The sequence below is a fragment of the Mycolicibacterium aubagnense genome (assembly GCF_010730955.1).
GTDB lineage: Bacteria > Actinomycetota > Actinomycetes > Mycobacteriales > Mycobacteriaceae > Mycobacterium > Mycobacterium aubagnense.
In genome coordinates this window covers 527,399-546,137 of record NZ_AP022577.1, presented here as the reverse complement: position 1 = coordinate 546,137, position 18,739 = coordinate 527,399, and the positions used below count along the sequence as shown (strand labels likewise).

Genomic DNA, 18,739 nt, shown 5'->3' with positions numbered 1-18,739 from the left:
CTACCGTGCCGCACGAACACCTCGACCGTCATCGGTCACGTGACTGGTGGGTCCGGGTCGTCACCGCACACCGGGTTCCTGCCTGGCCATGCGACTCGGGTACCGCTAGCCGGTAGTGCGGAGTGCGGAATCCAGTGGGTTGCATTGCCCGCGAGCGGTGATGACCGTGGTGCCGATGCCCGAAATGATCGACAGGTCAGATTCCTTCACTCGCTCGCCAGACAGACAGGACCATCAGTCGGCTGACTGATGGCACCCGGGCCGGGGGAGCGCAGAGTGTGGACGAGAAACGCTCTCCCACAAGGGGAGCCCGAAGCAGGAGTGGATCATGGAGTTCATCTTCACCGACGAGGCCTTCAAGTTCGAGACGCTGCGCGCGGCAGGATTCGCTGCTGACGCCGGGTCCGATATCGGCGAAGTCGTCGTCACCACCGCGCAGATCCCCGAAGGAGACGAGGATGCCTGGACTGCAGCGTGGAAGGCCACCGCGGAACGCACCGCGCAACGCGGTGAGGACTCCCTGGAGATCGGGGACACCGTCAGTGCCCGTGAGGCGTTCCTACGGGCATCGAGCTACTACCGCTCCGCCGAGTTCTACCGGCGCAAGGACCCGCTCAACGATCCTGCAGTCCTGGAGCTGTCCCGGCTGTCCAAGGACTACATGGTCAAGGGCGGCCGGTTGCTGGACGGCCCCTTCCGGGAAGTGGAGATTCCGTTCGAGGGTGACTCGCTGCCCGGCTACCTGTTCTTGGTCGACGACAGCGGCACTCCACGCCCAACCGTCATCTACACCAACGGTTTCGACTCCACTCGCGAAGAGGGATTCTTCGTCATCGGTGCCGCGGCGCTGCGGCGCGGGTACAACTTCTTGGCCTACGACGGACCCGGCCAGGGATGGATGATCCGCGAGAAGAAAGTTCCGTATCGGCCTGACTGGGAGAACGTGCTGGGCCCCGTGGTCGATTACGCGTTGACTGTTCACGACATCGATCCTCACAAGATAGTGCACTTCGGCTACAGCCTCGGCGGTTATCTGGTGTCCCGGTACGCGGCCCACGACCACCGGTCCGCAGCCATCGTCTGCAATGACGGTATGACCACCTTCTACGCGTCCTACCCGCCGATCCCGGCGGACACCCTGGCGCTGATCGAGCAGGGCCGCGATGCCGAAGCGCTGCCCCTGCTGGAGACGATGATCAAAGACGACACCAATGCCCGCTGGGGTCTGCAGAACGGCGTGTGGGTCAACGGCGTCTCCAATTTTGCTGAATACGTCCGCAGCACAGCCGCTTACACGCTCACCGATGAGGACATCCACCAGATCCAGACTCCCACCCTGCTGCTCGAAGGTGAGGACGACAAGGTGTTTGCCGGGCAGGCCGCACACGTCGCCGGTCAGTTGCGGGCGCCGCACGAACACGTCGTGATGCGCAGCGCCGACGGTGCCGGCGCACACTGCCACGAAGGCGCGATGTACCTACTGCATCAAACCGTCTTCAACTTCCTGCACAGAACACTGGCCTAGAAACACTTCTCGCGTAGCGGCGCCTGCCCCCAGACAGCGGACAGGCGCTGCTGCGCGTCGATGCGCTGCCGGTCAAGTCCAGGGACGTGGTGTATGACGTCGTCGTGTGATTCTTCGAGGTAGTTGGGTCAGGCGGGCAGTGCCGCGGGGGTAGCCTCCTGTTCGGTTGGGGTGTCGTTGACGGTGCGTGATTTGCTCAGAACGTCGAGGCCGAGGTAGCGCCGCGACTCGGCCCATTCGTCGTGTTGTTCGGCCAGCACTGCTCCGACGAGACGGATCAGGGCCGCGCGGTCGGGGAAGATGCCCACGACGTCGGTGCGCCGGCGGATCTCCTTGTTGAGTCGTTCCTGGGGATTGTTGCTCCAGATCTGGCGCCAGATCTGCTTGGGGAACGCGGTGAACGCCAGCAGATCCGGCCGCGCCGCTTCGAGGTGATCGGCGACATTGGGCAGCTTGTCGGACAATGCGTCGATGATCCGATCATATTGAGCAGCAACGGATTCAGCGTCAGGTTGGTCGAACACCGAGTGCAGCAGGGTGCGCACCCAGGGCCACGAACTCTTGGGAGTGACGGACATCAGGTTGGTCGTGTAGTGGGTTCTGCAGCGCTGCCACGCCGCTCCGGGCAGGGTGGCCCCGATGGCGGCGACCAGCCCGGCGTGGGCGTCGCTGGTGACCAGTTTGACCCCGGACAGGCCGCGGGCGGTCAACGACCGCCAGAACGTCAACCAGCCCGCCCCGTCCTCAGCGGTCGTGACATCGATTCCCAGGATCTCGCGGTAGCCCTCGGCGTTGACCCCGACGGCGATCAGGGCGTGCACGTTGACCACCCGGCCGGCTTCACGCACCTTGAGCACCAGAGCGTCCGCAGCGACGAACGTATACGGGCCGGCATCGAGCGGCCGGGTCCGGAACGCCTCCACGGCGGCGTCGAGTTCCTTGGCCATCACCGACACCTGCGACTTCGACAACGACGTGATGCCCAGGGTCTCGACCAGCTTGTCCATCCGCCGCGTCGAGACACCAAGCAGGTAACACGTCGCCACCACCGTGGTCAGGGCCCGCTCGGCGCGTTTACGGCGCTCCAGCAGCCAGTCCGGGAAGTAGGATCCTTGCCGCAGCTTCGGGATCGCAAGATCCAAAGTCCCTGCACGGGTGTCGAATTGACGGTGTCGGTAGCCGTTGCGGGAATTGGTGCGCTCAGCCGAGCGTTCGCCGTAGCCGGCACCGCATAGGGCGTCGGCTTCGGCGCCCATCAGGGTGTGGATGAACGTGGCCAGCAGCTCGCGCAGCACGTCGGGATGGGCAGTGGTGAGTCGTTCGGCCAGCACAGTGGGCAGATCGATATTGTGGGCAGTGGTCATCGCGTCGATTCCTTTGCTCGAGTGACTTTGGACGGTCTCTCGAAGAATCACGCGATGACCTTCAATCACTCGGCTACGACACGCCGGTACCGCTGATCAGGTCCGACTCGTACACCACCTTGATGGACGCAACCCCGCTGCCCGCGCCCGGCGCAGACCGGGAGTTCTCGGCGCCGTCAGTGCGTGTGGGTAGTGCTCAGCCCGTCAGCCGATAGGTATTGCGGACCCGCCGGGCCCAACGCCGACTGATAGGCCGGCCCGCCCAGGGACCCTCCGATGACGAGGGCACGCATGTCAGCCGAAAGCCCGCGCATATCGCGGCGGGTGCGGGAGCACATGGCCGAGTTCCTCGGCGGCTTGGGTGATCCATGCCGGGTTCCGCAGCAGCACCCGCGCCAGGAACACCGCGTCGGCCTCGCCGTCGGCGATGATGGTGTCGGCCTGTTCCGCCGCAGTGATGAGTCCCACTGCGGCGGTGGGGATATCGATTTCTTTGCGGATACGGGCCGAGAACGGGACCTGGTAGCTGGGTGCGACCGGGATGGCGGCGTCGGGTGCCGACCCGCCCGAGGACACGTCGATCAGATCGACGCCGACGCCCTTGAGCCGACCGGCCAGCTCCAACGTGTCGGCCAGCGTCCACCCGGGGCGTAGGTCGTCGGTGTCGCCGGCAAGCCAGTCGGTGGCCGAGACCCGGAAGAACAGCGGTAGTCCTTGCGGCCAATTCGCGCGCACCGCAGCGGCCACTTCCACGGCGAATCGCATCCGGTGCTCCAGCGATCCTCCGTAGTCGTCGCGGCGGTGGTTGGAATGCGGCGAGAGGAACTGGTGGATGAGATACCCGTGCGCACCGTGGATCTCGAGTACCTGAAAGCCTGCCGTAGCGGCACGCCGGGCGGCCGCTGCGAAGGCATCGACTGTTGTCGCGATGTCACCGACGCTCAGCTCGGTGGGAGAGGGGAGCCGGCCGAACGGCACCTCGCTGGGGCCAACGGTGCCCCAGTCCTCGTGGGCGGGTCGTTTGTCATCGGGCCAGGGCACACCGGTGGATCCCTTGCGCCCGGCGTGCACGATCTGGATGCCCGGCACCGCACCTTGGGTTAGCAGGAATTCGGTGATGCGGCGAAATGCAGCTGTCTGGCGGTCGTTCCACAGCCCGAGGTCGTGATGACTGCTGCGACCGGTGGGGTGTACGGCGGTGGCCTCGACCATGACCAGTGCGGCTCCGGCGACCGCTCGGGAGCCCAGGTGCTGTAAATGCCAGTCAGTGGGTATGCCGGTGTCGGGCCCCGCGGGTACGGCGGCGAACTGCATCATCGGTGACATCCACGCACGATGGGCGAAGGTGATGTCCCGCAACGTCAGTGGAGTGAACAGATGCGGCATGAGTGTGCTCCGGTCAGGCTTTCAGGAAGTCGAGCAGATCGGCGTTGATGACGTCGGCGTGGGTGGTGGGCATACCGTGCGGGAAGTTGTCGCGGTATGTCTTGAGCGTCCCGTTCTGCAGCAGTTCAGCTGATTTCGGGCCGGAGGCGACATACGGCACGATTTGGTCATCGACGCTGTGCATCACCAGGGTCGGGATGGTGATCGTCTTGAGATCTTCGGTGAAATCGGTCTGCGAGAACGCGACGATGCCGTCGTAGTGCGACAGAGCGTCGCCCATCATGCCTTGGCGCCACCAGTTTTCGATGATCGCTTCCGAGGACTGCACACCGGGCTTGTCGAAGTTGTAGAACGGCCCTGACGGCAGCGCCCGATAGAACTCCGAGCGGTTGGCCGCCAATTGTGCTTGCAGACCGTCGAAAACAGATTTGGGCAGGCCTTCGGGATTGGCCTCGGCGCGAACCATCAGCGGCGGGACCGCGCTGATGAGTGCGGCTTTGGATGCTCGGGCCTGACCGTGGCGGGCCAGGTAGCGGACCACCTCGCCGCCGCCGGTGGAATGTCCGACATGTACCGCGTCGTGCAGGTCCAGTGCATGGACCAGCGCGGCCAGGTCGTCGGCGTAATGGTCGAGATCGTGTCCTTCGGGGGTCTGGGTGGATCGGCCGTGGCCGCGACGGTCGTGGGCGATGACGCGGTAGCCCTGCGCCAGGAAGAACAGCATCTGGGTGTCCCAGTCATCTGAGGACAGTGGCCAGCCGTGGCTGAACACGATGGGCTGCCCTGTTCCCCAGTCCTTGTAGAAGATCTCGGTGCCGTCGGTGGTGGTGATGGTCGACATGGTTGTGTTCCTTCGGTTGTCGGATCGGTGGTCGGCAGGGTCAGAGTTGGCCGACGCCGTGTGCGTCGACGGGGTTCACCCGGGAGACCACCAGCGGGTCTGCGGGAGTGAAGGGGAACGCCGGCAGATCATCGATGTGGGTGTTGAACGCGGCGGCCAGGACTTCTCGTGAGTAGGCGCTGGCTGAGGCTTTGAAGCCAATGTCGGCGGGGAACGGCTGATCGAAGAAGATCAGGAAATGCCAGTCGTCGGTGCCGATGTTCTCGATGTGATGGGGATAGGCCCGGGGGATGAAGTACATGTCTCCGGTGGTGAGGTTCCAGGTGTCCAGGGTGCCGTCCGGATTCATGATGGTCATGCGCGCGTCGCCGTAATGCACGTAGCCCATCTCAGCGGTGACCGGATGCCAATGCGGTTCGCGCATACCGTTTTCGGTGATACGCAACGAGTACATCGAGATGTCCTTGAGTGCGGGCCAGAACTGGTCGCGGGCGAAGCGTGCGTTACCACTGGCGAAGTTGAGCCCGGGCGCTTGGGCTTCGATGTCGAACTTGTGCGGATCATTGAACGACGCAGCAGCAGGCACCGTCGCGTTGCCGGTGCGGGCTGCCAGTTTGTGGTCGACGGTGCTGCGACGGATCTTGGTGATGTCGGACGACGGGAGGTCGTATGTGTTGCCCAGCACGGCGTCGGTGAACGCTCCGAAGGTAGCGCCCAGGCCGAAGTCCTCGGGACGTTCGTTGCGGAAGGCGATGATGAACTCGGCGACGTCGGTGCCGATGTTCTCGATGTGGTGCAGCGCACCGGATTCGATGTGGAACATCTGCCCGGCCGTGACGATGAAGTTCGAGAACGAGCTGTGGTTGTCCAGGACGGACACCAACGCAGTCCCCGACACGCAGTACGTCAGTTCGTTGGCGTTCGCGTGCCAGTGTGGGGTGCGCATGGCTCCGGGGTTGAGCAACAGCCGCTTGATCGACAGATTCTTGAGGATCGGCAAGGCATCAACGGTGACCCGGCGCATCGAACCCAGCTCGGACTCCTCGACAATCTCGCCGCTGAGGAGCGAGACGGTGTGGCTGCTGCGGGCAGCGGACGTGGTCATAAGAAGCCTCCTGGTTGTTGAAGCCGTCAGATGTCACTGTTGTCGACTGAGAGTCTGCCGTCATGGACGCCGGCGGCAATCACGGGCTGCCGGAAGCGCTACCTCGCGCCTTCCTGCTAGCGGTAGCAGGAAGGCGCCCCTCGACGGATCCAAGTGTCCGCAAAACGCGTTGCGTCGTCATCAGTCGGATGACTGACCAGTTTGTGGGCCCACAGGTGCCAGCACCGCCTGACCGGTCGCCTGGCAGACACGTGCAGGTCGTCTTCTCCGGGGGGCGGTGGCGTCGTACCTCGATGACATGGCGGAATGTCACGTCGATTGAGACACGAACAGGTCGGCAGTCTGTTGCGAAAAACGTTGGGGCACAGTCGGCTATTCACCAGATTACTGGGTCGCGGGAGAGTCGAAATTTGCCAAACCGGCGAACTTCTCGGTGTCGGCCGACTTATCCCAGGATCGCCTGAGCTGCGCGCTCGGCGATCAACATGACCGGCGCGTTGGTGTTGCCCGACGTGATGGTGGGCATCGCCGAGGCATCGGCCACGCGAAGGCCGGCGACGCGATACACGCGAAAGTCAGTGTCGAGCACCGTGGCCGCTGACCGTGGAACACCTTGCGGGTCAAATGCTCCCATCGCACAGGTGCCCACCGGATGGAAGATGGTCGTGCCGAGTTCACGGGCCGCCTGCTGCAGATCATCGTCGCTCACCACTTGTGGGCCGGGCAGCAGCTCGTCCGGGTGATAGGGGGCCAGTGCTGGTGCCGCCATGATCTCCCGCGTCATCCGCAGGCCCGTGACGGCGGCGTGCTGATCGGCATCAGTGGACAGGTAATTGCAGGAGATTTTCGGGTTGGTCAACGGATCCGCGCTGGCTATGCGGACGTGCCCACGCGAGGTGGGGCGCAGATTGCAGACTGAAGGAGTGATCGCTCCGAAGGGGTGCAGCGGGTCGCCGAACTTGGGCAAGGACAACGGCTGCACATGCCACTCCAGATCGGGACTGGCCAGTGCCGGATCGCTTTTCGCGAAAGCCCCCAACGTCGAGGGCGGCATGGTCATCGGCCCGGAGCGCAGCATCACGTACTGAAGTCCCATGCCACCACGGGTGATCCAATTCCGGTACAGCGTGTTGACGGTCCGGGCGCCTTGGATGCGGTACACCGTTCGCAGCTGCAGGTGGTCCTGGAGGTTCTCGCCAACTCCGGGCAGATCGACCGCCACCGGCACGTGATGCTGGGTGAGCAGCCCGGCCGGGCCCAGGCCCGAGGCCTGCATGAGCTGCGGCGAGCCGATGGCGCCGGCGGTCAGGATCACCTCCCGGCGCGCTTGGACGTCGATCATTCGGCCATCTTTGAGCAGGCGCACGCCGGTGGCGCGGCGCTGAGCCGTGGTCCAGGCACCGTGACGCTGCTGCTCCTGGACCTGGTCGTCCAGCAGCAGCCGCACGGCCTGAGTCTCGGTGTAGACGGTGAGATTGGGCCGGTGGGCGATGGGATGCAGGAAGGCATCAGCCATCGACCAGCGCCGGCCACGCCGTTGGTTGACGTGAAAGTAGGCGCTGCCGGAGTTGTCGCCCCGATTGAACTCATCGATTGGGGCGATGCCTACCTGGGCAGCGGCGGCCTGCCAGGCATCCAAGATCTTCCAGCGCACCCGCGGCTGCTCGACGCGGATCTCGCCACCAGCGCCATGCCAGTCGTCGGCCCCGCCGAAGTAGTCCTCCAACTGCTTGTAGATCGCCAGCGTCTCGCCGGGACCGTCAGCGCCGCCCCACAGCCAGCGCTCGTCACCGGTGGCCTGCGCCCAGAGGACGTAATCGGAGGCCTGGCCACGCATGTGGATCATGGCGTTGATCGACGAACAGCCGCCGATGACGCGGCCCCGCGCGTAGTGAATGCTGCGGCCGGCCAGACCTGGGTCGGCCTCGGTCGTGAAGCACCAGTCGGTGCGCGGGTTGGCGATGGTGTACAGGTAGCCCACCGGCACCTTGATCCAGAACCAGTTGTCTTTGCCGCCGGCCTCGATCAGCAGGACCCGGTGATCGGGGTTGGCGCTGAGCCGGTTGGCGAGCAGGCAGCCCGCACTGCCTGCGCCCACGATGATGAAGTCATATTCGGCGGCGGGGCTCATTCTGAGAATCGATCCTCCATGGCAGCGGACGGCGTGTCCTAGTGTGCGCGATGACCGCCCGGTGCGGGTGCATTCACGTACCGCGTGTGGAGAATCAGAGTTGGCCGACGCCGTGTGCGTCGACGGGGTTCACCCGGGAGACCACCAGCGGGTCTGCGGGAGTGAAGGGGAACGCCGGCAGATCATCGATGTGGGTGTTGAACGCGGCGGCCAGGACTTCTCGTGAGTAGGCGCTGGCTGAGGCTTTGAAGCCAATGTCGGCGGGGAACGGCTGATCGAAGAAGATCAGGAAATGCCAGTCGTCGGTGCCGATGTTCTCGATGTGATGGGGATAGGCCCGGGGGATGAAGTACATGTCTCCGGTGGTGAGGTTCCAGGTGTCCAGGGTGCCGTCCGGATTCATGATGGTCATGCGCGCGTCGCCGTAATGCACGTAGCCCATCTCAGCGGTGACCGGATGCCAATGCGGTTCGCGCATACCGTTTTCGGTGATACGCAACGAGTACATCGAGATGTCCTGAGTGCGGGCCAGAACTGGTCGCGGGCGAAGCGTGCGTTACCACTGGCGAAGTTGAGCCGGGCGCTTGGGCTTCGATGTCGAACTTGTGCGGATCATTGAACGACGCAGCAGCAGGCACCGTCGGATTGCCGGTGCGGGCTGCCAGTTTGTGGTCGACGGTGCTGCGACGGATCTTGGTGATGTCGGACGACGGGAGGTCGTATGTGTTGCCCAGCACGGCGTCGGTGAACGCTCCGAAGGTAGCGCCCAGGCCGAAGTCCTCGGGACGTTCGTTGCGGAAGGCGATGATGAACTCGGCGACGTCGGTGCCGATGTTCTCGATGTGGTGCAGCGCACCGGATTCGATGTGGAACATCTGCCCGGCCGTGACGATGAAGTTCGAGAACGAGCTGTGGTTGTCCAGGACGGACACCAACGCAGTCCCCGACACGCAGTACGTCAGTTCGTTGGCGTTCGCGTGCCAGTGTGGGGTGCGCATGGCTCCGGGGTTGAGCAACAGCCGCTTGATCGACAGATTCTTGAGGATCGGCAAGGCATCAACGGTGACCCGGCGCATCGAACCCAGCTCGGACTCCTCGACAATCTCGCCGCTGAGGAGCGAGACGGTGTGGCTGCTGCGGGCAGCGGACGTGGTCATAAGAAGCCTCCTGGTTGTTGAAGCCGTCAGATGTCACTGTTGTCGACTGAGAGTCTGCCGTCATGGACGCCGGCGGCAATCACGGGCTGCCGGAAGCGCTACCTCGTCCCTTCCTGCTGGCGGTAACGCGCGGCAGCTCTGACTCCGGCGGGAGGAATAAAGCCCGCACTGCCCAGGTTCGTGGAGGCGTGCCAGCCATCTACGACAGCGATGCGACTCCAACAGCGGCGGGATCCGAGCGTCCGAGCACGAGTAGCGGACGGAGCCATAGGTGAACATCGGTGAACTCAGGATCTTGCCCGTACATGACGGCACCGGGATCGAAGTTGCAGCCGAGATCCTCAGTCGCCCAAATGTCGCTGATGCATGGGCGTGTCATCCCGATGAAGTCCGGTCAGACGGAACCCTGGAGCTTCCGTTGGGTGGGTTCTGTATCACGACCGGCGATCAGGTGGTCCTCGTCGATGCCGGGGTGGGTGCGTACGACGACGGGAAGTATGTCGGCGGCGGACTGCTGGACAGTCTGCGTGATCGCGGGATTGCGCCGGGCGATGTCACCGACGTCGTCTTCACTCATCTCCACTTCGACCACGTCGGCTGGGCGAGCCATCGGGGTGAGATCGTCTTCCCCAGAGCCACTTTCAGAGTCCATCGTACCGACTGGGAGCATTTCGTCACCGGCCCGGATGCAGCCGACGCCGCTATCGAGAAGCTCACCCCGATTGAATCGCAACTGGAGTTGTTCGATACCGATTTCACCGTGGCTCCCGGGATCGATGCGGTCCACACTCCTGGGCACACACCCGGTTCGGTGATGTACGTGGTGTCGTCACGGGGCGAGCGGGCGCTGCTTCTCGGCGACATCGCGCACTCTGTCGTCCAGTTCAGCGAGAGGGACTGGCAGGTGATCTGGGATCTCGACCCGGCAGCGGCGTCAGCGGCACGGAACCGGATCGCCGACGAGGCCGCCGCCACGGGGGATTTCCTTGTCGCCGCGCACTTCCCGGGTATGCGGTTCGGGCGGGTGATCAAGACGGGTGGCCAGCGTCGGTTCGTCGCGGTCTGAGCAAGCCAAGCAACTGTCACGATTGCAGTAGGGTGCTGGGGCGCATCGGATTTACGGCGCGCGGCTCTTTGTTCGCTGACGGTGGCTTGATGAGTTCGATGGTCGAATCGAGGATGGTACGTGGTCAGGGCCGAGGATCTGCTGGTCGACGTGGCCGCGGAGCTGGTCGAAGATACCCGGCGCTTCTACGACGTGAGGCCGGCCGGACGCGGCCCGGGCACTGTCGAGGAGTTGATGGCGGTCAGGACAGCGAGGGCTGCCTCGGCTCCATCAGATCCACCGGCCGAAGAGGACGTCGTGCGATGCGGGGGAGTCCAAGTCCCCGTCAGGATCTTCATGCCCGGCGACGTCGCAGCGCGCGGTGTCTACCTGGACATCCACGGTGGCGGCTTCTACCTGGACTGCGCAGCGCGAGATGATGTGCGTAATCGCGAGCTTGCGGTCTCCCTGGGCATAGCCGTGGTCAGTGTCGACTACCGGCTGGCGCCCGAACATCCCTGGCCGTCTGCGCCCGATGATTGCGAGTCCGTCGCACGGTGGCTCATCGGACACGCCGAAGCCCGCTTCGGGTCGTCGCGACTGGTGATCGGCGGACGGTCAGCGGGTGCGACGCTGGCCATGACCACCCTGCTGCGACTCAGAGACAGCGGAGACGTGGGCGGTGTCGCCGGCGCCATGCTGCAGTTCGGGACGTTCGATCTGAGCGCGCAGACCCCCGCCGGCCGACGCATCGCGGATGAATACTTCCTTGAGGCATACGTCGGCCATGCGAAAGACCGGACCGTCGCGGATATCTCGCCGGTCTACGGCGACCTGCACGGCCTGCCTCCGGTCCTGATGGTCGTCGGGGCCAAAGACGTTCTGTTGGAAGACAACCTCGCGATGGCCAGTCGGCTCTGCGCCGCTGGCAACGGCGTCGACATCAGAATCTATCCTGAGTCACCCCACGGGTTCACCGGACATCCGACGGCAATGGCCGAAGCGGCCCTCGACGGGATCAATACGTGGCTGCTTGACCGAATCACCGCTGCCACAGGCTGACTGGTGCGGCCGCTCAACCCCGGCGGCTTCGATTTGGCTCGAATGGCGCGAGCAGGAATTCGTCGACAAAACGGGTGAAGGTGTCATCGACGTAAGCGGGGTGTTGAGTCCCGGCCCAATCCGCATTGCGCCGTAGAGCCTTGTGCCCGTTGGCAATACAGCGCTTCCGTCTGGTCTGAACCGCTCGGCAATGAAAAAATCGCTTTCGGCAGTTTGTAGGTTGGTCGTGTGGCTCATCTCGATCTGTCAAAAATCAGCTACGGCCTACCGGACGGCCGCCCGCTCCTCAACAACGTCTCGCTACGCGTCGGTCACGGTGAGCGCGTCGCACTGATCGGCGCCAACGGCGCCGGCAAATCGACACTGTTGAAGATCGTGCTCGGTGACATCGAACCAGACGAGGGCTCTGTCGCTCGATCTGGAGCCATCGGAATAATGCGCCAGTTCATCGGAGGCGATTCCGTCCGCGATCTACTGCTGAGCGTCGCACCGCATCGCGTGGTCGAAGCAGCGGGAAGACTCGACCGCGCGGAGCGCAACATCCGTATGACGGATACCGAAGCCTCCCAAGTGAAATACGCGAACGCACTGGCCGCATGGGGAGAAGCAGGCGGTTACGAGATCGAGGTGTTCTGGGACGTCTGCACCAACGCAGCGCTCGGTATCCCATACGATCGCGCAGCGGCTCGGCCGGTCGATACCCTGTCGGGAGGGGAGCAGAAGCGCCTGGTACTCGAGGCCTTGCTGCGAGGCACCGACGGGCTCCTCATCCTCGATGAGCCGGACAACTTCCTCGATGTGCCCGGCAAACGGTGGCTCGAGGACCGTCTGCGGGAGTCCGACAAGAGCGTGCTCTTCGTGAGTCACGACCGTGAGCTGCTCGCGCGCACGGCGACGGCCGTCGTCACCCTCGAACTCGGCGCCGCCGGGAGCACCGCCTGGACACATCCCGGCAGCTTCCGGTCCTATCATGTTGCGCGCGAATCCCGTTTCGAGCGGCTCGACGAGATGCGCCGCCGTTGGGACGAGGAGCGCGCCAAGCTCAAAGCGCTGGTGCTGATGTACAAGCAGAAGGCAGCCAACAACGACGGAATGGCGTCGCGGTACCAGGCAGCGCAGACACGGCTTGAACGCTTCGAGACGGCGGGTCCGCCGCACGAACTTCCTCGTGCGCAGCGGTTCCAGATGCGCCTCGCTGGAGGAGGTACCGGCAAGCGGGCGGTGGTATGTGAGCAATTGGAACTGATCGACCTCATGTTCCCGTTCGACGCCGAGGCCTGGTACGGCGACCGCATCGCCGTGCTCGGGGCCAACGGGTCCGGCAAGTCGCATTTCCTCCGGCTCCTGGCAGCGGGTGGGACCGACCCCGAACCCGAACACGAGCCCGTCGGCGACCTTCCGATCGCGCCCGTCCAGTACACGGGTCATGCCCGCCTCGGTGCGCGCGTGCGGCCAGGATGGTTCGCACAGACCCAACGCCGACCCGACCTGGCGGGCCGGTCCCTGCTGGAGATCCTTCATCACGGAGATGGCCGCCGCGACGGACGGGACCGTGAGGCGGCAACCCGCGCTCGCGCGCTACGAGCTCGCTCATGCCGCGGAGCAGGTCTTCGACTCGTTGTCCGGCGGACAGCAAGCGCGATTCCAGATTCTGCTGCTCGAGCTGGGCGGCGCTACGCTGCTTCTGCTCGACGAGCCCACCGACCACCTGGACCTGGAATCCGCTGAGGCCCTGCAGCAGGCGATCGCCGCGTTCGAGGGCGCGGTGATCGCCGTGACACACGACCGATGGTTCGCGCGAGACTTCGACCGATTCTGGATCTTCCAGGAGGACGGCGAAGTCGTCGAGTCACCGGTACCGGTGTGGGACGAGGGGCGCGTCGTGCGACCGAGGTGAGCGAATCATCGTCGCGGCGCGTCGAAATACATTGGCGCGTATCGCTGCGGTGCCGCTATCGTCACCGGTGTGAACATCCGAGTCGAGGAGGTCGTCGGCGCTTACGCCGACATCAGATGACCGCGCCCCGTCGCCGACCCATTCAGGTCGGCGGCATGGTCATGCCCTCACTCACCGGGTGCGCACCTCGTGCGCTCCCTTCTCAGGATGGATTCACCGATGGACTCCTACACCCGGGACCAGATCCTCGGCGCCTTTCGAGGTGCCACCCGCAGCGAGGTCAAGAAGGTCACCTTCGCCGCGAACTTCGACGCCGTCGACTTCGGCAAGCTGGACTTCTATGGCTGGATCGATCCCAAAATCCCGCGCCGGGCCTACGTGCTCGTCGACGGGCCCGACGGGCCGGTCGCGCTCCTGTTGAACCGGGCCGCGGTCAAACCACGCTGGCGAGCCATGTGCGCGTGGTGCAACGACGTGAACCTCACCGATGAGGCCGTCCTCTACACCGTCCGTCGGGGCGGTGCCTCCGGCCGTAAGGGAGACACCATCGGCGCTCTGATCTGCGCGAATTTCGGCTGCTCCCGGAACGTCCGGCAGCTGCCGCCCGCGTACCACAAAGGGACCGACCTCGCCCGCATTTGCGAACAGCAGGTCAGTGAGCTGCGGCGCAAGGTGCACGGATTCGTCAACGAGGTGCTCTCGACCGAAGACTGAGGCCGCCGGTGGCGCACTCTCGTATTCGATTGCTGCGCAAGCAGTCCCGTGGCAGCGCCAAGGGACAACGGGTGGGGCCCAGACCGGATAGTGTCCCGGCAGACATCACCTGACTCGATCAGGCGGTGAAGCGCACATGTTCGATCGTCGTCACCCGTTGTCCCGCCAGGTGAGCACCTGCTTGAGAGACGTCAGGTCGTAACCGTTGTCGGAGGTGAGCTCCGTCTGAAACAACGTGACGCCGGCCTCGCGGAAGGCATCGGCGCTCTCGGCGTTCTGCCACAGTGTCGAGCGTTCGATATCGGCGCCGTTGCGGCCGAACGTCGCCGCCAGCTCGTCGACGCGGTCGCTGGATTTGCGGAACGCGTCGAGGTCTTGGAACGCGTGCCAGATATCGGCGTGGCGGGCAACGGCGGGCAGCGACCGCTTGGGCCCCGTGCCGCCGATGAGGATCGGCACCTTGCGCACGGGCGGCGGGATCAACGCGGCCAGCCGCTTCTCGATGCGGGTGAGGCTTTCGTCGAACAGATCGAAGCGGGAGCTGAACGTGCCGAACTCGTAACCGTAGGTGGTGTAATCCTTTTCGTACCAGCCCGCGCCAAGGCCCAGGATGAGCCGGCCGCCGCTGATGTGGTCTACGGTGCGCGCCATGTCGGCGAGCAGGTCCGGATTGCGGTAGCCGACGCCGGTGACGAGAAGGCCGATCTCGGCGTGCGAGGTGATCTCACCCCACGACGCGAGCGCGGTCCAGCCCTCGAAGTTGGCGACGTCGGGCTGCTGGTCGTGCAGGACGGGTTTGCCGTCGACGATGGCTTTCATTGCCGGGCGGTGGAAGTGGTCGTAACCGAAAATCACGTCTGCGCCGAGGTCATCGACGGCCAGGACGGCGTCGCGCCACGTGCGGTAGTCGGGTGCACCGCCGGGCTGGATCTGCACGGCGACGCGGACGGGACGAGTCATGGATGCTCCTGAGTCGGGAAAGGGCGACTCTTGAGCCAAGTTGACTGGGCGCGAGATTATTCCGGGTCGGCCCACCGCTGCCTGGGCACGGGGCGGGGGGCGAAACAGCCGGATTGAGCAGAACCCTTGGTGACAGCCCACCGACTTGCTAACTTCCGGCGGTGCGCTATATACGACGAGCCGTCCTGCCGGTGCTGCTGCTCGTCGCTCTGGTACTGGCGGCGTGCGGGTCGCCGGGCAGCAACAACGGCGAGAATCCGGTCAAGGCGGCGGGCGTGCTGCGCGTCGGCACTGAAGGCGTCTATTCGCCGTTCAGCTACCACGACCCGGCCACGAACGAACTTGTCGGATACGACGTCGACGTCGCCAAGGCGGTCGCCGACAAGCTGGGCGTCCGCGTCGAATTCGTCGAGACGCCGTGGGATTCGATCTTCGCCGCGCTGGAGGCCGACCGCTTCGACGTCGTCGCCAACGAGGTGACGATCAACCCCGAGCGCCAGGCCAAATATGACCTCTCCGAGCCGTACTCCGTGGGGGAGGGTGTCATCGTCACGCGCGCCGACGACAACTCCGTCACGTCGCTCGATGACATCAGGGGCAAGGTCGCCGCAGAGAACGCAACGAGCAACTGGGCGGAAGTAGCCCGAAAAGCCGGGGCCCGCGTCGAGACCGTGGAGGGCTTCACCCAGGCCATCAAGCTACTCAACCAGGGCCGGGTCGACCTCGTCGTCAACGACAGCATCGCGGTGTACGCCTACCTTGCCGAAACCGGAGACAAGTCAGTCAAGATCGCCGCCAACACCGGCGCGAAGAGCGAGCAGGGCTTCGCCGCCCGGAAGCACAGCGGGCTGCTGTCAGGTCTGAACAAGGCCCTCGATGAACTTCGCGCCGACGGCACGTTGGCCAGAATCTCGCAGAAGTACTTGAAGGCCAACGCATCTGGCGGACCGGACGCTGACCGGGCCGAGCGTGCGCCGCGGTCGACATGGGAGCTGATCGGCCACAGCCTGGTGCCCTTGGCGAAGGCGGCGATCACCAAGACGATCCCGTTGACGGTGGTCAGTTTCGTGATCGGTCTGGTGCTCGCACTGGGGGTGGCGCTGGCACGGCTGTCGCCGAATGTGGTTCTTGCCAACGTTGCGCGGTTCTACGTCTCGATCATCCGCGGCACTCCGCTACTGGTGCAGCTGTTCATCGTGTTCTACGCGCTGCCCGAACTGGGGGTCAAGATCGATCCGTTCCCCGCGGCCGTCATCGCCTTCTCGCTGAACGTCGGCGGTTACGGGGCGGAGATCATCCGCTCGGCCATCCAGAGCATTCCCAAAGGCCAGTGGGAGGCGGCCGAGACCATCGGCTTCAATTATGTTGGTGCGCTTCGACGCATCATCCTTCCACAAGCTGCCCGGGTCGCGGTGCCGCCACTGTCGAACACGTTGATCTCGCTGGTGAAAGATACGTCACTCGCCTCGACGATTCTGGTCACCGAATTGCTGCGGCAAGCCCAGATCATCGCGGCGCCGACATTCGAGTTCTTCGCGTTGTACGGCACGGCCGCCGTGTATTACTGGGTGATCTGCCTGGCGCTCTCGTACGGCCAGGGTCGCATCGAACGCCGGCTGGAAAGGTATGTTGCGCGATGACAGACAACCGCGTGGTGGCAGAGGGCGTCGAAAAATCCTTCGGCGATAACAAAGTGCTCAAAGGTGTTTCGTTCACGGTCGAGAAGGGCACGGCGACGGCCATCATCGGCCCCTCCGGATCGGGCAAGACCACGCTGCTTCGCACGTTGAATGCCCTCGACCGGGCCGACGCCGGGGTCATTCGGGTGGACGATGTCGAAATCGACTTCTCCACGCCGACACCCAAACCCGAGGTACGCAGGTTCCAATCGCGGAGCGGCTTCGTGTTCCAGGGCCACAATCTGTTCCCGCACAAGACAGTCCTGCAAAACGTCACCGAGGGTCCGGTAATCGTGCAGAAGCGGCCCAAGGAGGAAGCAGAGGCGGAAGCCCTGGCGTTACTGGATCGGGTGGGGCTCGCCGCAAAGAAAGACCAGTACCCGTATCAGCTGTCCGGCGGCCAACAGCAGCGAGTCGGCATCGCCCGCGCGCTGGCCTTGAAACCAAAGTTGGTGCTGTTCGACGAGCCCACATCGGCGCTGGACCCCGAGCTCGTCGGCGAAGTGCTCTCTGTGATCAAGGATCTCGCGGTCGAGGGTTGGACGATGGTGATCGTCACTCACGAAATCCAGTTCGCCAGACAGGTTTCCACTCAGGTGCTGTTCACCGATCAGGGCATCATCCTGGAGCGGGGCACACCCGACGAGGTTATCGGCGACCCGAAGGAAGAACGCACGCGACAGTTCCTCGACCGCATCTTGAATCCGCTGTAGTGCGGTTGCCGGGATTGGGTATGGATTACCCGTCCGCTGGGGCGGTCGCGGGCGTCCTCTTCGGTCGTGATGCTCGGCTTGTTGACGGCCTGGTTTGTCGCTGTGGGGATCGTGTTGCCGAAACACCGCGCCGGGCGGAACCGGCAGGAGCACGTAACCACGGGCAGGTCGACATGAAGCTCAGCGTCAGCCTCACCAACTTCTCGCGTCCGGCCGCTTGGCGGACCACCTCGCCGCTGCTCGCCTCAGCATGGCGGTGAACCAGATGATCTCAGGCTGCTCGACCAACGGGGCGAGGACCAGCATGCTGCAGGTCATGGCAGCGACATCGATCGGAAGGTCGAAAAGCGCGAGTGGGTGATTCTGGGCAATGCGCAGTGCGAGCCTTTCCGGCAGTACACCGATGACATCGGAGTTCTCGACGACGTAGGGGAGCGCATGAAAGTTGGGCACCGTCACCGCGATTCGACGTGCTAAGCCCAGCGCTGAGAGCGCTTGGTCGACATCACCGCGGGCCGGACCGCCGGCCGACATCAGCACGTGTGGCAGTGACGTGAAGTGATCGATCGACATGCGCCGGGCAGACACGTACGGATGGTCGTGACGGGCGACGCCGACGAACCGATCGGAGAACAGCTGGGTCCGCGCCACCCGTTCGGCGGCGACGTCGATGAAACCGCCGAGAGCAAAGTCGATTTCACCGCGGTCCAAGCCAGCGACGACCTCGAGTGGACCGACGCTGATGAAGCGGAGGTCGACGCTGGGGGCCTGCGTGCGGACGTCGTCCACGAGCATCGGCGTGAGCACGGCGATGGCGTAGTCGTGTGCGGCGATCGTGAAGGGGCGACGAAGGGCCTTCGGATCGAAACCTGTTTGCGGACTGAGGATTTGGCGAATCTGTACAAGTGAATTTGAAATGTGAGGTGCCAGTTCCTGCGCGCGTGAGGTGGGTTCGACCCCGCGGGGGTGTCGAACGAAAAGGGGGTCGTCGAACATGGCGCGAAGGCGGCTCAGGGCGTGGCTCGTCGCTGACTGCGAGAGGGACAGCCTCTCTGCGGCTCGGCCGACGTGCCGCTCTCGCATGAGCGCCTCAAAGACCACCAGCAGATTCAGGTCTGCGCGTGTCAAATCGATTTCGTGCATCGACATGCTGCATGCAT

The 18,739-nt window shown here is 64.4% G+C and carries 14 protein-coding genes and 2 pseudogenes; 8 read left to right on the top strand and 8 right to left on the bottom strand.

Features of this window, described 5'->3' with window-relative positions; all coding sequences use genetic code 11:
* The first annotated feature begins 328 nt into the window (after positions 1–328).
* Positions 329–1,525, top strand: a complete 1,197-nt coding sequence (locus G6N59_RS02830; RefSeq protein WP_138229286.1) for an alpha/beta hydrolase family protein — start codon at positions 329–331, stop codon at positions 1,523–1,525.
* Positions 1,526–1,653: 128 nt separating this feature from the next.
* Here G6N59_RS02830 and G6N59_RS02825 read toward each other — a convergent pair whose 3' ends face one another.
* From G6N59_RS02825 to G6N59_RS02800, 6 genes and pseudogenes are all read right to left on the bottom strand, one after another.
* A complete protein-coding gene (locus tag G6N59_RS02825; protein WP_041799755.1) occupies positions 1,654–2,889 on the bottom strand; it encodes an IS256 family transposase in 1,236 nt (411 codons plus the stop codon).
* Positions 2,890–3,183: 294 nt separating this feature from the next.
* Complete coding sequence (locus tag G6N59_RS02820; protein WP_138233558.1) at positions 3,184–4,275, bottom strand: NADH:flavin oxidoreductase/NADH oxidase; 1,092 nt, start codon at positions 4,273–4,275, stop codon at positions 3,184–3,186.
* 13 nt (positions 4,276–4,288) lie between these two features.
* Complete coding sequence (locus tag G6N59_RS02815) at positions 4,289–5,116, bottom strand: alpha/beta fold hydrolase (protein ID WP_138233559.1); 828 nt, start codon at positions 5,114–5,116, stop codon at positions 4,289–4,291.
* 40 nt (positions 5,117–5,156) lie between these two features.
* Positions 5,157–6,221: a cupin domain-containing protein gene (locus G6N59_RS02810; RefSeq protein ID WP_163910896.1), complete on the bottom strand. Its 1,065-nt coding sequence runs from the start codon at positions 6,219–6,221 to the stop codon at positions 5,157–5,159.
* Positions 6,222–6,666: 445 nt separating this feature from the next.
* The gene (locus G6N59_RS02805) at positions 6,667–8,352 is read right to left on the bottom strand and encodes a GMC family oxidoreductase (RefSeq protein ID WP_138230829.1); all 1,686 of its coding nucleotides are present in this window, start codon (positions 8,350–8,352) and stop codon (positions 6,667–6,669) included.
* A gap of 94 nt (positions 8,353–8,446) precedes the next feature.
* Positions 8,447–9,509, bottom strand: a pseudogene (locus G6N59_RS02800) (cupin domain-containing protein).
* A 271-nt stretch (positions 9,510–9,780) separates the two neighbouring features.
* On the opposite strand from G6N59_RS02800, the gene G6N59_RS02795 reads away from it, so the two are divergent.
* The 5 genes and pseudogenes from G6N59_RS02795 (at position 9,781) to G6N59_RS02780 (ending at position 14,227) form a co-directional block, all read left to right on the top strand.
* Positions 9,781–10,575 (top strand): MBL fold metallo-hydrolase, encoded by a 795-nt coding sequence (locus tag G6N59_RS02795; RefSeq protein ID WP_138230822.1) that lies wholly within the window; start codon positions 9,781–9,783, stop codon positions 10,573–10,575.
* 120 nt (positions 10,576–10,695) lie between these two features.
* Positions 10,696–11,616, top strand: a complete 921-nt coding sequence (locus G6N59_RS02790) for an alpha/beta hydrolase (RefSeq protein ID WP_138230821.1) — start codon at positions 10,696–10,698, stop codon at positions 11,614–11,616.
* A gap of 228 nt (positions 11,617–11,844) precedes the next feature.
* Positions 11,845–12,342 (top strand): annotated as a pseudogene (locus G6N59_RS30980) (ATP-binding cassette domain-containing protein); the annotation flags it as partial.
* 700 nt (positions 12,343–13,042) lie between these two features.
* On the top strand, positions 13,043–13,513 hold the full coding sequence (locus G6N59_RS30975) for an ATP-binding cassette domain-containing protein (protein ID WP_306789613.1): 471 nt from the start codon (positions 13,043–13,045) through the stop codon (positions 13,511–13,513).
* 219 nt (positions 13,514–13,732) lie between these two features.
* Positions 13,733–14,227, top strand: coding sequence for an FBP domain-containing protein (locus tag G6N59_RS02780; RefSeq protein WP_138230820.1), 495 nt, complete (start codon positions 13,733–13,735; stop codon positions 14,225–14,227).
* A gap of 150 nt (positions 14,228–14,377) precedes the next feature.
* Here the strand turns inward: G6N59_RS02780 and G6N59_RS02775 are convergent, their stop codons facing one another.
* Entirely contained in the window at positions 14,378–15,187 is an 810-nt protein-coding gene (locus G6N59_RS02775; RefSeq protein ID WP_138230819.1) for an LLM class F420-dependent oxidoreductase, read from the bottom strand.
* Between the two features lie 161 nt (positions 15,188–15,348).
* Between G6N59_RS02775 and G6N59_RS02770 the strand changes: the two genes are divergently transcribed.
* Both G6N59_RS02770 and G6N59_RS02765 read left to right on the top strand, forming a co-directional pair.
* On the top strand, positions 15,349–16,827 hold the full coding sequence (locus G6N59_RS02770) for an ABC transporter permease subunit (protein WP_138230818.1): 1,479 nt from the start codon (positions 15,349–15,351) through the stop codon (positions 16,825–16,827).
* Complete coding sequence (locus G6N59_RS02765; protein ID WP_138230817.1) at positions 16,824–17,579, top strand: amino acid ABC transporter ATP-binding protein; 756 nt, start codon at positions 16,824–16,826, stop codon at positions 17,577–17,579. The genes G6N59_RS02770 and G6N59_RS02765 overlap by 4 nt, the downstream gene beginning before the upstream one ends.
* Before the next feature lie 192 nt (positions 17,580–17,771).
* On the opposite strand, the gene G6N59_RS30970 is transcribed toward G6N59_RS02765, so the two are convergent.
* Positions 17,772–18,722 carry a LysR family transcriptional regulator gene (locus G6N59_RS30970; protein WP_407665865.1) on the bottom strand — a complete coding sequence of 317 codons (951 nt, stop codon included), beginning with the start codon at positions 18,720–18,722 and terminating at the stop codon, positions 17,772–17,774.
* Between the last annotated feature and the right edge of the window lie 17 nt (positions 18,723–18,739).